Origin of the sequence: Amycolatopsis albidoflavus (genome assembly GCF_039525725.1) — a bacterium.
Taxonomy (GTDB): domain Bacteria; phylum Actinomycetota; class Actinomycetes; order Mycobacteriales; family Pseudonocardiaceae; genus Amycolatopsis; species Amycolatopsis albidoflava.
Map to the genome: position 1 here is coordinate 787918 of NZ_BAAAHV010000005.1, position 12508 is coordinate 800425.

Consider the following 12508-nt stretch of genomic DNA (forward strand, 5'->3'; position numbering starts at 1 on the left):
CCTTCACGGCTTTTCGGGGCTCAGTCCAGCTGAGGCGCGACCTCGCTGGCCACGAACTCGATGTGGTCGAGGTCGGACAGGTCGAGCACCTGCAGGTACAGCCGGGTGATCCCGGTCTTCTCCCGCCACTGCCCGATCCGGTCCACGATCTCCGCCGCGGTCCCGGCAAGGCCGTTGGCCCGCAGCTCGTCGGTCTCCCGGCCGATCGCGGACGCCCGGCGCGCGACCTCGGCCTCGTCCCGGCCCGCCGCGAGCACGAGCGCGACCGAACGCAGGATTTCCTTGGGGTTGCGGCCGATCGCCTCCGCCGCCGCGTCCACGCGCTCGAACTGCGCGAGCGCGGTTTCGGCGTCCACGAACGGCAGGTTGAACTCGTCAGCGTACTGCGCGGCCAGCGCCGGGGTGCGCTTCTTGCCGCCGCCGCCGATGATCACCGGCGGTGCGGGCGACTGCGCGGGCTTCGGCAGCGCGGGCGAGTCGGCGAGCGTGTAGTAGTCGCCGGAGTAGGAGAACTTCTCCCCCGCCGGGGTCTTCCACAGGCCGGTGATCACCGCGAGCTGCTCGGCGTAGCGGTCGAAGCGCTCCTTGAGCGGCGGCAGGGTGAGGCCGTAGGCGGTGTGCTCGTCGTCGTACCAGCCGGTGCCGATGCCGAATTCCACGCGCCCGCCGGACATCTGGTCCACCTGCGCGACCGAGATCGCGAGCGGGCCGGGGTGGCGGAAGGTGGCCGCGGTGACGAGCGTGCCGAGCCGGACCCGCTCGGTCTCGCGGGCGAGGCCGGCGAGGGTGATCCACGCGTCGGTCGGCCCCGGAAGGCCGTCCGCGCTGCCCATCTTGAGGTAGTGGTCGCTGCGGAAGAACGCGTCGTAGCCCGCGGCCTCAGTGGTCCGCGCGACCCGCAGCAGGTCGTCGTAGCTCGCCCCCTGCTGGGGTTCGGTGAAGATCCTCAAGTCCATGTCCGCCAGCCTAACGGCGAAACGATCAGCCTGCGGCGGGCCGCTCCTGGTCGCCTGCCGGACGGCGCAGCCGGAACAGCATCCGCATGATGACGTCCTCGATCTCGGCCCCGACCTTCTTCGGGTCGGCCGCGCCGGCGATCTCGGTGGCCGCGCTCGACAACGCGCCGAACAACAGCCGCGCGGTCAGGTCGACCGGCACCGGCTCCACCTCGCCCGCGTCCACGAGCAGCTGAAGCCCGGACCGCACGAGCCCGAAGCTGGACTGCTCCTCGGCCTCGCGCCAGCGCTCCCAGCCCATCACGACCGGTCCCTCGTGGATGGCGATCCGCTGGTAGGAGGGGTCGAGGCAGCTGCGGATGAACGCCTGCAGCCCGCCCATCGCGCGCTCCCACGGCTCGCCGTCGCCGGTCATGATCTTCTGCAGCCGGTCGTAGACCAGGCTTTCGACCTGTTCGAACGCGGCCTCGAAGAGCGCCTGCTTCCCGCTGAAATGGTGGTACAGCGCGCCTTTCGTGACCCGGGCGCGTTTGGCGACCTCGTCGAGCGAGGTACCCGCGTACCCGCGTTTGGTGAACAGTTCGACCGCGCTGTCGACCAGGGCGGAGCGGGTCGACTCGGAGTAGTCGAGTCGTCTGGACCTCATTGTCGGCACGCTCACAACCTTACGCCGGGGCCTGGCGGACCATACCCGTGGTATGTTGGCTGCGTCAGGTCCGTACCGGGAGTATGCCGCAGACCGGCAGTATGACCCGGGTCACGGAAGGGGAGCCACAACCATGAGCTGGACCGACTTCTACCGGCGGCGAGAGATCCTCGATGCCGCTGTCCGCCAGGCGAGGCGCGCACCGCAAGCGCCGCTTTCGCTGGCCGAAATCCCGGGTGCCGCCGAAGAGTTCGGCACCGAAGAGAACCTGCTGCTGGCACTGCAGTACAAGTGGACGCAGCTGCTCAGCGGCTACCTGCGGGCCGAGTTCGCCGATCCCGACGAGGCGGATCTGCCCGGCGACCAGGTCGACGCCGTCACCCGCGCGTGGCGGCAGGCGCAGCACGACCACGAAGACCTCCGCACCGTGCTGGACGGCGCCTTGGAGCGCTGCCCAGCGCTGGAACCGCTGCACCGCATCGAATTGCACACGCTGGCGCTCACCGCCGGTCTCGCCGAGCCTGGCGAACCGGCCGACGAGATCGTCAAGGTCGGGCGCACGCTCGACGCGCTGCTGCGCGCCGGAGACGCCGGCCCGGTCCGCAGGCGCGGCCCGGTCGGGCATCTGATGCGTCTGCTCGCGCCGAGCGCCTGACGTGTAGTTAGCTGACCCGATGAACGAACGCTGGACCGAGGCCCGGATTCCCGACCAGAGCGGCCGGACCGTCCTGATCACCGGAGCGAATTCCGGCCTCGGCCTGCGTTCGGCGGAAGTCCTCGCCGCACACGGCGCCCGTGTGCTGCTCGGCTGCCGCTCGCCGGAACGCGGCGAATCCGCGCTCAACCAGGTCCGCGCCGCGGCTTCGGGCGCCAAACCTGAACTCGTCCGCGTGGACCTCGCCGACTTGGCGTCCGTCCGGAATGCCGCCGCGGCGGCGCGCGAACTCACCGGCGACGCGCTGGACGTGCTGATGAACAACGCCGGCGTCATGGCCACCGCGCAAGGCCGCACCGCGGACGGTTTCGAGCTGCAATTCGGCACGAACCACCTCGGACACGCCGCGCTGACCTGGCTGCTGATGCCCGCCCTGCGCGGCGCACCGGCCGGCCGCGTCGTCACGCTGTCCAGCGTCGCCGCCTTCGGCGCGCACCTGCACCTGGACGACCCGAACGCCGAACACCGTCCCTACCGTGCGGCGGCCGCGTACGGCCAGGCGAAACTGTCGAACCAAACCTTCGGCATCGAACTGGACCGACGCCTCCGCGCGGCGGATTCCACTGTGCTCAGCGTGCTGGCGCATCCCGGCTACAGCGCGACCGGCCTGACCACGAACATGGCGAGTTCGTACCAGAATCCCTTGGTACGCACGGCACTTCGGGAAGTCGGCAAGCTGGGCGGAATGCTGCTGGCCCAACGCGTCGAACGAGGCGCGCTGCCGCAACTGTACGCCGCGACCGCCCCTGGCATCGAAGGCGGGGACTACATCGGGCCGGTCTTCGTCGCGCGCGGCCGTCCGACGAAGGTGCGGACCCTCGCCCCGGCGCGGAATCCGGAGGCCGGGACCACATTGTGGGAGCTGACCGCCGAGCTGACCGGCGTCACTCCCGATCCGCGCTGAGCTCCAGCAGCGGCACCACGATCCGGAAGCACGCGCCCTCGCCCACGGCGGTCTCCAGTTCGAGCTCGCCGTCGTGCGCCCGTGTCAGGGAACGGGCGATCGCCAGCCCGAGACCCGCGTCCGCCCCTGCCGTCCTGGCCCGGGAACGGTCCGCGCGGTAGAACCGGTCGAAGACCCGTTTCGCTTGCGCCGCGGTCATTCCCGGGCCTTCGTCAGCCACCTCCAGCACCGCCCGGCCGCCAGCCGTCCCGACCCCGACGCGGACCGCGGTGCCCGGCGGAGTGTGCGCGACGGCGTTGCCGACGAGATTGGTGACGACCTGCCGAAGCCGCGCCTCGTCGCCGTTCACCGGAGCCGGTCCGGGCATGCCCTCGCCGCCGGGGCCGGTCAGTTCGATCGGCCGCGACGGGTCGAGCGCGCGCAACGAGTGCCGGGCGTCGCCGGCGAGCGTGCGCAGGTCCATCGGCGCGCGGTCGAGCTGCGCTTCCGGAGCTTCGTCAAGCTGGGCAAGCAAAAGCAGGTCCTCGGTGAGCGCGGCGAGCCGGACCGCTTCCCGGTCGATCCGGTGCATGGCTTCGTCCACATCGGACTGTTCGGCGAGCGCGCCCATCCGGTACAGCTCGGCGGTGCCCTTGATCCCGAAAAGCGGCGTGCGCAGTTCGTGGCTGACGTCCGCGACGAACGTCCGCATCCGCGCCTCGGAGGCGGTCCGGTCGGCGAAGGCGCGCTCCAGCTGTCCGAGCATGGTGTTGAGCGACACCGCCAAGCGCCCGATTTCCGTTCCTGGCGCGGCGATTCCGGGCACCCGGCGGCTGAGGTCGCCGCCGGCGATCGCCGCCGCGGTGTGCTCGATCCGGCGCAACGGACGCAATCCGCCGCGAAGCGCGAACCAGCCGGCACCGGTCAGCAGCACGAGCAGCGCGGAGCCGGTCAGCACGCTGCTGAGCCGCAGGCGGGAGATCAGGGCGTCCGCCTCGGCGAGCGGAGCCGCCGCGATCACAGTCCCGCCCGGCGCCGGCGCCGCGACCGCGCGCCAGCGCTCCGAACCGGCCCGCAGGTCGGCTGGCGCGCCGTGCACCGGGAGCGACCGCAGATCCTCGGGCGAGGGCAGGGTTTCCGCCGCCAGCCGCGACGAATGGATCCCGCCGGTCACCGCGCCGTTCGCGTCCAGGTAGAGCACGTACGGGGCGCCGATGAGGTCCAGCGCCGGATCGAGCGACGTCGTCCTGGGGTCGCCGGCGGGCAGAACTCCGGCCGGCACCCGCGCGACCAGTTCGGTGAAACCTCGCAGCTGGGTGTCGATCCGGTCGAGCTGGTAGCGCTCCAGGCTGTCCGACACGACGGCGCTGATCAGCGTGAGCCCGGCCAGCAACAGACCCGCGGTGATCAGCAGAAGCCGGGTGCGCAACGACATCCGGCGCAGCGGATGCCTCATCGCCGCGGTTCCCGCATCACGTAACCGACGCCGTGCACGGTGTGGATCAGTTTGGGCTCGCCGGTGTCGACCTTGCGCCGCACGTAGGAGATGTACGTGTCGACGATGCTGGCGTCGCCGCCGAAGTCGTACTGCCACACCCGGTCGAGGATCTGCGCCTTCGACACCACGCGCCCGGCGTTCTCCATCAGGTACCGCAAGAGCCGGAACTCGGTGGCGGAGACGCGGACCGGCTGCCCGGCCCGCGTGACCTGGTGGCCTTCCGCGTCGAGCACCAGCTCGCCCACCGTCACTACCTCCTGACGTCCTTGTGTGCGCCGGAGGATCGCGCGGATGCGGGCGATCAGCTCCTCCAGGTCGAACGGTTTGGTGACGTAGTCGTCGGCGCCCAGCGAGAGGCCGGCGACCTTGTCCGCCTGCCGGTCGCGGGCGGTGAGGAAGAGCACCGGCACCGGCCCGCTCCGGCCGGGCCGATGCCGTTCGCGCAAGCGCCGGGCGACCTCGAAACCGTCCGCGTCCGGCAGCATCACGTCGAGCAGCACCAGGTCGGGCGGCTCCCCGTCGGCCGCGGCGACCGCTTCGCCCGCGGTCGCCGCGGAACTCACCTCGAACCCGGCGAACCGCAGCGCCGCGGACAACAGCTCCCGCACGGTCGCCTCGTCGTCGACCACCAGCAGACGCGCGGGCGTCATCACTGCCATGGAAGCCAGCGTACGGAGACCGCGGTCACACGTCCCGCCGCCGGAAGGCCGCAAAAGCCGCTGCCAGCACCACAACCACGCCGGCGTACAGACCGGCGAGGTTGAGCCACGGGTCCGGGTACGCCGGATCGAGCTTGACGGAGAAGATTGCCGCCGCGCCCTTGGACGGCCAGAACGTGAACAGCCACTGCATCCAGTCCGGGAAGGCGCCCGCGACCGCGGGCACCAGCAGCACGATCCCGACGAGGGCGGCCAACGCGCCCGCGGTCGCCCGGATCAGCGTGCCGAGGCCGACCGCGAGCAGCGCGATCGCAGCGAGGTACAGCCCACCGCCCGCCACCGCACCGAACACCCCGGGATCGCCGAGGCTCGTGTGCGGCAACTGTTGTCCGGCGAGAAACCCTTGCCCGATCAGGAAAGCGGCGAACATCAGCACCTGCCCGGCCACGACGGCGACCGCGGCGGCGAGCACCACTTTCGCCGCAAGCAGCCTCGCCCGCCGCGGCGTTGCCGTGAGCGACGACTGGATCAGGCCGGTCGCGTACTCCGACGTGACGACGAGAACGCCCAGCACCCCGATGATCAGCTGCGCGATGATGAAGGACTTGAGGCTGAGGCCAGTCGGGTCCCAGGCCGCGCGTTCCGAGGCCGTCGCCTTCGCGTACTCGGCACCCGCCGAAGCCGTCGCCAGCGCGGTGATGCCGATGCCGGCGACGAACAGGCCGCCCATGGTGTACCAGGTGGATTGCAGACTGCGGAGCTTGATCCACTCCGACCTAAGGGTTCCGGAGAGCATCATGCCGCGGCCCCCTGGTACTCGACGCTGTCCTCGGTGAGCGCGAGGAACGCGTCCTCGAGCGAAGCCCGCTGCGGCGTGAGCTCGCTGAGCGCGACCCCGTGGTAGGCGGCCAGTTTCCCGACCTCGTCGCTGGTCAGACCGGACACGACCAGCGCACGCCCGGCGCTGTCCCGCACAGTGGCCCCGGCGGCTACCAGATGCCGCGTGAACCCGTCCGGATCGGAGGTGCGGACGAGCACCGTCCCCTCCTGACCGGCCAGCTCGTGGGTCGTGGTGTCGGCGAGCAGCTTTCCCCGGCCGATGACCACCAGATGGTCGGCGGTCTGCGCCATCTCGCTCATGAGATGGCTGGACACCAGGACCGCACGGCCTTCGCGGGCGAGCGAGCGCATGAAGTTCCGGATCCAGCGGATGCCCTCGGGGTCGAGGCCGTTCACCGGTTCGTCGAAAATCAGCACCCGGGGATCGCCGAGCAGCGCGGCCGCGAGCCCGAGCCGCTGCCGCATCCCGAGCGAAAATCCGCCCGCTCTTCGTCCGGCCACGCTCTCCAAGCCGGTACGGGCGAGCACTTCGTCGACCCGGCGCCGGGGAAGCCGATTGCTCGCCGCGAGCGCGAGCAGATGGTCGCGCGCCTTGCGTGCCCCGTGCACCGCACCCGCGTCGAGCAGCGCGCCGACCTCGGTGAGCGGAACCGGCAGGTCCCGATAACGCAGCCCGCCGATCGTCACCGAACCGCGAGAAGGCGCGGCGAGACCGGTGATCATCTTGAGCGTCGTGGACTTGCCCGCTCCGTTCGGCCCGAGGAACCCGGTGACCTGCCCGGGCTCGACGGTGAACGAAAGATCGTCCACCACGGTGTCGGGCCCGTAGCGTTTCGTGAGCCCGCGTACTTCGATCGCTGTCATGCCGGCGAGCGTGCCGGGACGGTCCGGGGGAATCCGGAGAGCTTCTGGGAGAACCCTGTGCGTTCCGGCTGTCCCGGGGGTTGATCGGGCCCGGTTCACAGGAAAACCTCGGCGTAGGGTGGAGCCCGTGAGTGCTGCACCGGAGGGGCGGAAGTTGTTGCGGCTTGAGGTGCGCAACAGCGAGACGCCGATCGAGAAGAAGCCGCCGTGGATCAAGACCCGGGTGCGGATGGGTCCCGAATTCACCGAACTCAAAGGCCTGGTGCGCCGCGAAGGCCTCCACACCGTCTGTGAGGAGGCCGGTTGTCCGAACATCTACGAATGCTGGGAAGACCGCGAGGCCACGTTCTTGATCGGTGGTGACCAGTGCACTAGGCGCTGCGATTTCTGCCAGATCGACACGGGCAAACCCGCTGAGCTGGACCGTACCGAGCCCCGCAAGGTCGCCGAATCGGTGCAGGCCATGGGTTTGCGGTACTCGACGATCACCGGTGTCGCCCGCGACGACCTCGCCGACGGCGGTGCCTGGCTGTACGCCGAAACCGTCCGCCAGATCCACTCCTTGAACCCCGGCACCGGCGTCGAACTGCTGATCCCGGACTTCAACGCCGAGCCCGACCAGTTGGCTGAGGTGTTCGGTTCCCGTCCCGAGGTGCTGGCGCACAACGTGGAGACCGTGCCGCGGATCTTCAAGCGGATCCGCCCCGGCTTCCGCTACGCCCGCTCGCTGGACGTCATCACCCAGGCCCGCGCGGCCGGGCTGGTGACGAAGTCGAACCTGATCCTCGGGATGGGCGAAACCCCCGACGAGGTCACTGTCGCGTTGCAGGACCTCTTCGACGCGGGCTGCGAGATCATCACGATCACCCAGTACCTGCGGCCTTCGCCCCGGCACCACCCGGTCGACCGCTGGGTCAAGCCGGAAGAGTTCGTCGAGCACGCGAAAACCGCCGAGGCCATCGGGTTCCCCGGTGTCATGGCCGGCCCGCTGGTCCGCTCGTCCTACCGCGCCGGACGGCTCTACGCCCAGACCAAGGCCCACCGCGGCGAAGAACTGCCGGAAAACCTGGCCCACCTCACCGCCGAAGGACCGGCCGCGCAGGAAGCCAGCAGCCTGCTCTCCCGCTGACCCCGTTCACCGAAGGGCCCCGGTTACGCACCGGGGCCCTTTGCTGTCCCCCGAACGTGGCACCCGATTCCCAAGAATCAGTAAAGTGATGATGTGGCTTTAGTAACGGACCTCCTCGACTGGTTGCAAGCACTCCCCCAACCGGGTCTCGTCGCGGCAGCCGGCGGGCTCGTGTTCGCCGAGTGCACGATCGGCCTGGGCTTCATCGCCCCCGGCGAATCGGGCCTGCTGATCGCGGCGACCACGGCGACGTCCGTGCCCCGCTTCCTGACCCTGTGGGCGGTAGTCACCGTCTGCGCGGCACTGGGCGATTCGGTCGGCTACGTCCTCGGCCGGAAGTTCGGACCGCGCCTGCGGGAGACGAAGCTCATCCGCAAGTACGGCCTGGACGCCTGGGACCGAGCCACCGGAGTCCTCGAACGCCGAGGCGCGTGGGCGGTGTTCTTCGCCCGGTTCCTGCCCGTGCTGCGCACCCTGACGCCAGCCGCCGCGGGAGCCTCGAACCTGCCGTTCCGCAAATTCCTCCCCGCGACCGCGGCTGGCGCGTTCTGCTGGTCACTGGTGCACATCAGCCTCGGCGCGGCGCTCGGCGAGGCGGCCAAGCAGGTCGAGAGCGCGATGAACACCGGATTCCTGGTGGTGGCCGCGCTCGTGGTGGGGGTGCTGGTGTTCTTCTTGCTGCGCTTGAAGAAACGGAAGGCACTGGGCGTGTCGGGTTCTCCGGACGAGCAGCCGGAGGAGCCTGTTCGCACCGGCAACTAGTTCGCCGCGTCCGGCGGGCTGCCTGGCCGTGCCGCGCAGCGCGGGCGGGCAAGCCGAGTGTTCTCCGCCGCCTGGCCGCGCCGCGCAGCACGGGCGTGCAAGCCGAGTTTTCTCCGCCGCCTGGCCGCGCCGCGCAGCGCGGGCGTGCAAGCCGAGTTTTCTCCACCCGCGCTGCCCGGCACGCCTCTGCCTGCACTAGCCCACCCAGCCGGCTGGCCACCGCGTCTGCCCGCCCAGCTCACCCGCCCTCCCGGCTTCCGAGCGAAACCAGCCGGGCTGCCACGCCCCCGTCGCCGGGCGCATCCGCAGATCCACGTCGCTCACGGCCTGCCCGCCTGGCCGGTCAACGCATGCGTCCGCCCCATTCACCCACGCCTTCCCGCCCCGGCCCAGGCGAGCCACGTTCCTCATCCACCCACCCCGCGACCGCCTGCCCAGCCCGTCAGCGAGAGAAGCGGCGAACCTCACTCACCCAACCCTCACCCCAGCCCCGAAGTCACCCACCCGAGGTCCCGTTCCCGAATTAGATTCGACCGTATGCAGGCACTAGACCTCCCGAAGCCGGTCGCGTTCGTCCTCGGCGGGGGCGGCAGCCTCGGCGCGTTGCAGGTGGGCATGCTCCAAGCCCTCGACGAAGCGGGCATCACGCCGGATCTGGCGGTCGGCACGTCCGTCGGCTCGCTGAACGCCGCGGTGCTCTCCCTGCCCGGCGACGACCGGCTCGGGCGCCTCCGCGACATCTGGGCGCACATGACCAAAGCCGAAGCCTTCCCCGGCGGCGTCCTCAGCCAGGTCCGGACTCTCCGGCACAGCAAGACCCACCTGTTCCCCAACACCGGCCTCGCCAAAATCATCGACGATCACCTAGGCGCGGGCAGCCGGTTCGAGGACATGGCGCTGCCGCTGGGCGTCGTGACTACCGACGTCGACACCGCCGAGCCGGTTCTGCTCACCTCGGGCCCGCTGCAGGCACCGCTCCTGGCGAGCTGCGCGATCCCGGGCATCTACCCGCCGGTGCCGTACGAGGACCGTCTTCTCTACGACGGCGGCCTGGTCGCCAATGTCCCGATGCGACAGGCGCTGAGCATGGGCGCGAAGTCGCTGGTGGTGCTGGACTGCGCGTTTCCCGGCAAAATGCCCGGCGCGCCGCGGACGTTCGCCGAGGTCATGATGTTCACCGCGATGATCAGCATGCGCAATCAGGCCGTGCTGGAAGCGCCGGCCGCCGCCCGGAAGGTGCCGGTCGTCTACCTGCCGGGTCCTGCGCCGGTCCAGGTGAGCCCGCTGGACTTCTCGCGCACCGACGATCTGGCGTCGCAGGCGTATCACGCCGCGCGGGACCATCTGAAGGAACTCATCGTCGACGGCCCGGGCTTGTACGGAGCCCCCGGATTGCTGCGTCCCTGATCCGCTCGGCGGCCCGAAATCGCGAGAGTGATCCGCGTCACCCCAATGCACCGATCCACCGGTCAGGGCGTCTTTCCGATCGCGTAGTTTTGCAGTTGAACCCTGCCGGTCCGCGACCCTCACAAAAGAGACATAATGTTCCCGAAGAAGACATTTTTTCCGGTTGCCGGAATTCTCGCGGCGACCCTGCTGCTTTCCGCTTGTTCCTCCGGGGACGGCGGCAGCAACGCTGGCACGCCCGGTGCGCCGGGCGGGTCGAGCCAGACCGCGACACCGGCTTCGGTGTCGATCGAACCGGCCAACGCGTCCGGCATCAGCCCGAGCACGCCCATCGTCGTGAAGGCGGCGAACGGGAAGCTCACGGACGTCACGGTCACGAGCTCCAAAGGCAAACCCGTCGCGGGCGAGTTCGCGGCGGACAAGCTCAGCTGGACGACCACCGAGGTCCTCGGCTACGGCGGCACCTACCAGGTGAAGGCGCATGCCCAAGGCGCGGACGGGAAATCCGTCGAACAGCAGGGCCAGGTGACCACGCTGTCGCCGAAGAAGCAGGCGAACGCGAACCTGATCCCGGCCCCCGGCGCGGTGAAGAGCACCGGGGTCGGCGTGGGCCAGCCGATCGTGTTCAGCTTCGGCACCGCGGTGAAGAACAAGGCGGCCGTGGAGAAGGCGCTCACGGTCGAGTCGTCGCCGAAGCAGGAGGGCAGCTGGTATTGGATGGACGACAAGAACGTCCACTACCGGCCGAAGGAATACTGGAAGCCGGGCACCACGCTCACGGTGACCGCGAAGATTTACGGCGTCGATTTCGGAAATGGCGTGTACGGAGCGGACGATCGCACCGAAACGTACAAGGTGCACGATTCGTGGATCGCCAAAGCCGACGGCAACAGCGAGCAGATGCAGATTTTCCACAACGGCTCGATGGTGAAGTCGATGCCGATCTCGATGGGCAAGGACGCGACGCCCACGCACCTCGGCCCGCACGTCATCTCGGACAAGCAGGCGAACTACACGATGGACTCCTGCACGTACGGCGTGTGCCCGCCGGACCCGAAGGCGTACCGCTCGAACGAGAAGTTCTCGCAGCGCATCTCGAACGACGGAGAGTTCGTCCACGAGAACCCGAACAGCGTCGGGCAGCAGGGCAGCTCGAACGTCTCGCACGGCTGCATCAACCTGAACGCCGCCAACGCCGAGTGGTTCTTCAACAACTTCGGCCTAGGCGACGTCGTAGAGGTCACCAACTCGGGCGGCCCGCAGCTGCCGGTGTGGGACCTGTACGGCGACTGGTCCAAGTCCTGGACCGACTGGCAGAAGGGCTCGGCCCAGTAAGGCCGGCGACCAGGACGGGGACCGGGTTCGGTTCGACTTAGCGGTTCGACAGAGAGAGGTGCCGGAGCTTCGTGCTCCGGCACCTTTTTCGTTGCCCAGGCCAGGATCGGCGGGATCAGGTCGGGCCCGCGTTGCCTCGGGACCAGGCGCGGGGGTCTGCGGCCAAGCTGCCTGGACTTCGGCTGCCCAGCTGACCCGGCCGCCCCAGCCGGCCCAGCTTGCCGGCCGGTCCGGTGCCGTCTGGGGCACTGGCCGCCCGCTTCGGCTTCGGCTTCGGCTTCGGCTTCGGCTTCGGCTTCGGCTTCGGCTTCGGCTTCGGCTTCGGCTTCGGCTTCGGCTTCGGCTTCGGCTTCGGCTTCGGCTTCGGCTTCGGCTTCGGCTTCGGGCGATGAAAACAAGCCCGCCACGGGCAGCCTCTCCCTGTTGCGGCGATGCTGGCCGAGTCCCCTCGCTGCGCGCCTCCGCTTCCGGCAACTGGCCGCGTTCCCCTCGTGTCGGCGCGCCTGCACGAGATGGCAGGGAGATCTCCGCGGTCGGTCCTGCTGGCTCATCCCCCACGCCTTCTCAAGACACGGAGCACCCGCGGCAGCAATTCCACCGCCTGACGGAAACCCGGCCTGTATCGCCTGCGGGCAACGTGAAGCACGCTGGCGCGGCGAGAAGTTCCGACAGGACCTCAGAGATAGCTCGGACATGACGAAGGCCCGAACCCCGGCGGGGGTTCGGGCCTTTATAGGTCCGGAAATGAGTCCGGGCCCCGGGAGAACCGCTGCGGGTTCTCGACCGGGGCCCAGACTGTTTGGTTAAGTTCGGC

13 protein-coding genes are annotated in these 12508 nt (G+C 69.7%); 7 read left to right on the forward strand and 6 right to left on the reverse strand.

Annotation, left to right across the window (positions count from 1 at the left end; all coding sequences use genetic code 11):
* Positions 1 to 20 precede the first annotated feature (20 nt).
* Together ABD156_RS08225 and ABD156_RS08230 are read right to left on the reverse strand one after the other, a co-directional pair.
* Positions 21 to 956: an LLM class F420-dependent oxidoreductase gene (locus ABD156_RS08225; protein ID WP_344268423.1), complete on the reverse strand. Its 936-nt coding sequence runs from the start codon at positions 954 to 956 to the stop codon at positions 21 to 23.
* A gap of 25 nt (positions 957 to 981) precedes the next feature.
* Positions 982 to 1602 (reverse strand): TetR/AcrR family transcriptional regulator, encoded by a 621-nt coding sequence (locus ABD156_RS08230; RefSeq protein ID WP_344268426.1) that lies wholly within the window; start codon positions 1600 to 1602, stop codon positions 982 to 984.
* A 133-nt stretch (positions 1603 to 1735) separates the two neighbouring features.
* On the opposite strand from ABD156_RS08230, the gene ABD156_RS08235 reads away from it, so the two are divergent.
* Positions 1736 to 2257 (forward strand): hypothetical protein, encoded by a 522-nt coding sequence (locus ABD156_RS08235; protein WP_344268429.1) that lies wholly within the window; start codon positions 1736 to 1738, stop codon positions 2255 to 2257.
* Positions 2258 to 2276: 19 nt separating this feature from the next.
* A complete protein-coding gene (locus ABD156_RS08240; protein WP_344268432.1) occupies positions 2277 to 3221 on the forward strand; it encodes an oxidoreductase in 945 nt (314 codons plus the stop codon).
* Here the strand turns inward: ABD156_RS08240 and ABD156_RS08245 are convergent.
* From ABD156_RS08245 to ABD156_RS08260, 4 genes are read right to left on the reverse strand one after another with little or no spacing between them, the layout of a single operon-like run.
* Positions 3202 to 4656 (reverse strand): sensor histidine kinase, encoded by a 1455-nt coding sequence (locus tag ABD156_RS08245; protein WP_344268435.1) that lies wholly within the window; start codon positions 4654 to 4656, stop codon positions 3202 to 3204. The two genes, ABD156_RS08240 and ABD156_RS08245, sit on opposite strands and share 20 nt — an antisense overlap.
* On the reverse strand, positions 4653 to 5348 hold the full coding sequence (locus tag ABD156_RS08250) for a response regulator transcription factor (protein WP_344268579.1): 696 nt from the start codon (positions 5346 to 5348) through the stop codon (positions 4653 to 4655). Before ABD156_RS08250 ends, ABD156_RS08245 begins: the two co-directional genes overlap by 4 nt.
* A gap of 34 nt (positions 5349 to 5382) precedes the next feature.
* A complete protein-coding gene (locus ABD156_RS08255) occupies positions 5383 to 6156 on the reverse strand; it encodes an ABC transporter permease (protein WP_344268438.1) in 774 nt (257 codons plus the stop codon).
* On the reverse strand, positions 6153 to 7061 hold the full coding sequence (locus ABD156_RS08260) for an ABC transporter ATP-binding protein (protein WP_344268441.1): 909 nt from the start codon (positions 7059 to 7061) through the stop codon (positions 6153 to 6155). The genes ABD156_RS08255 and ABD156_RS08260 overlap by 4 nt, the downstream gene beginning before the upstream one ends.
* 127 nt (positions 7062 to 7188) lie before the next feature.
* Here ABD156_RS08260 and lipA point away from each other — a divergent pair, with 127 nt between their 5' ends.
* The 5 genes from lipA to ABD156_RS08285 all read left to right on the forward strand — a co-directional run bounded on the left by lipA (position 7189) and on the right by ABD156_RS08285 (position 12086).
* Positions 7189 to 8190 carry a lipoyl synthase gene (gene lipA, locus ABD156_RS08265; protein ID WP_344268444.1) on the forward strand — a complete coding sequence of 334 codons (1002 nt, stop codon included), beginning with the start codon at positions 7189 to 7191 and terminating at the stop codon, positions 8188 to 8190.
* A gap of 93 nt (positions 8191 to 8283) precedes the next feature.
* Positions 8284 to 8952: a DedA family protein gene (locus ABD156_RS08270; protein ID WP_344268447.1), complete on the forward strand. Its 669-nt coding sequence runs from the start codon at positions 8284 to 8286 to the stop codon at positions 8950 to 8952.
* A 537-nt stretch (positions 8953 to 9489) separates the two neighbouring features.
* Positions 9490 to 10359 carry a patatin-like phospholipase family protein gene (locus ABD156_RS08275; RefSeq protein ID WP_344268450.1) on the forward strand — a complete coding sequence of 290 codons (870 nt, stop codon included), beginning with the start codon at positions 9490 to 9492 and terminating at the stop codon, positions 10357 to 10359.
* A gap of 135 nt (positions 10360 to 10494) precedes the next feature.
* Positions 10495 to 11694 carry an Ig-like domain-containing protein gene (locus ABD156_RS08280; RefSeq protein WP_344268452.1) on the forward strand — a complete coding sequence of 400 codons (1200 nt, stop codon included), beginning with the start codon at positions 10495 to 10497 and terminating at the stop codon, positions 11692 to 11694.
* Between the two features lie 218 nt (positions 11695 to 11912).
* Complete coding sequence (locus tag ABD156_RS08285; protein ID WP_344268454.1) at positions 11913 to 12086, forward strand: hypothetical protein; 174 nt, start codon at positions 11913 to 11915, stop codon at positions 12084 to 12086.
* The last annotated feature ends 422 nt before the right edge of the window (positions 12087 to 12508 follow it).

Coding starts and splice junctions, on each gene's coding strand:
- ABD156_RS08240 (WP_344268432.1), top strand. CDS start 2,277: ATGAACGAACGCTGGACCGAGGCCCGGATTCCCGACCAGAGCGGCCGG.
- ABD156_RS08230 (WP_344268426.1), bottom strand. CDS start 1,602: ATGAGGTCCAGACGACTCGACTACTCCGAGTCGACCCGCTCCGCCCTG.
- ABD156_RS08250 (WP_344268579.1), bottom strand. CDS start 5,348: ATGACGCCCGCGCGTCTGCTGGTGGTCGACGACGAGGCGACCGTGCGG.
- ABD156_RS08280 (WP_344268452.1), top strand. CDS start 10,495: ATGTTCCCGAAGAAGACATTTTTTCCGGTTGCCGGAATTCTCGCGGCG.
- ABD156_RS08235 (WP_344268429.1), top strand. CDS start 1,736: ATGAGCTGGACCGACTTCTACCGGCGGCGAGAGATCCTCGATGCCGCT.
- ABD156_RS08225 (WP_344268423.1), bottom strand. CDS start 956: ATGGACTTGAGGATCTTCACCGAACCCCAGCAGGGGGCGAGCTACGAC.
- ABD156_RS08260 (WP_344268441.1), bottom strand. CDS start 7,061: ATGACAGCGATCGAAGTACGCGGGCTCACGAAACGCTACGGGCCCGAC.
- ABD156_RS08255 (WP_344268438.1), bottom strand. CDS start 6,156: ATGATGCTCTCCGGAACCCTTAGGTCGGAGTGGATCAAGCTCCGCAGT.
- ABD156_RS08275 (WP_344268450.1), top strand. CDS start 9,490: ATGCAGGCACTAGACCTCCCGAAGCCGGTCGCGTTCGTCCTCGGCGGG.
- ABD156_RS08245 (WP_344268435.1), bottom strand. CDS start 4,656: ATGAGGCATCCGCTGCGCCGGATGTCGTTGCGCACCCGGCTTCTGCTG.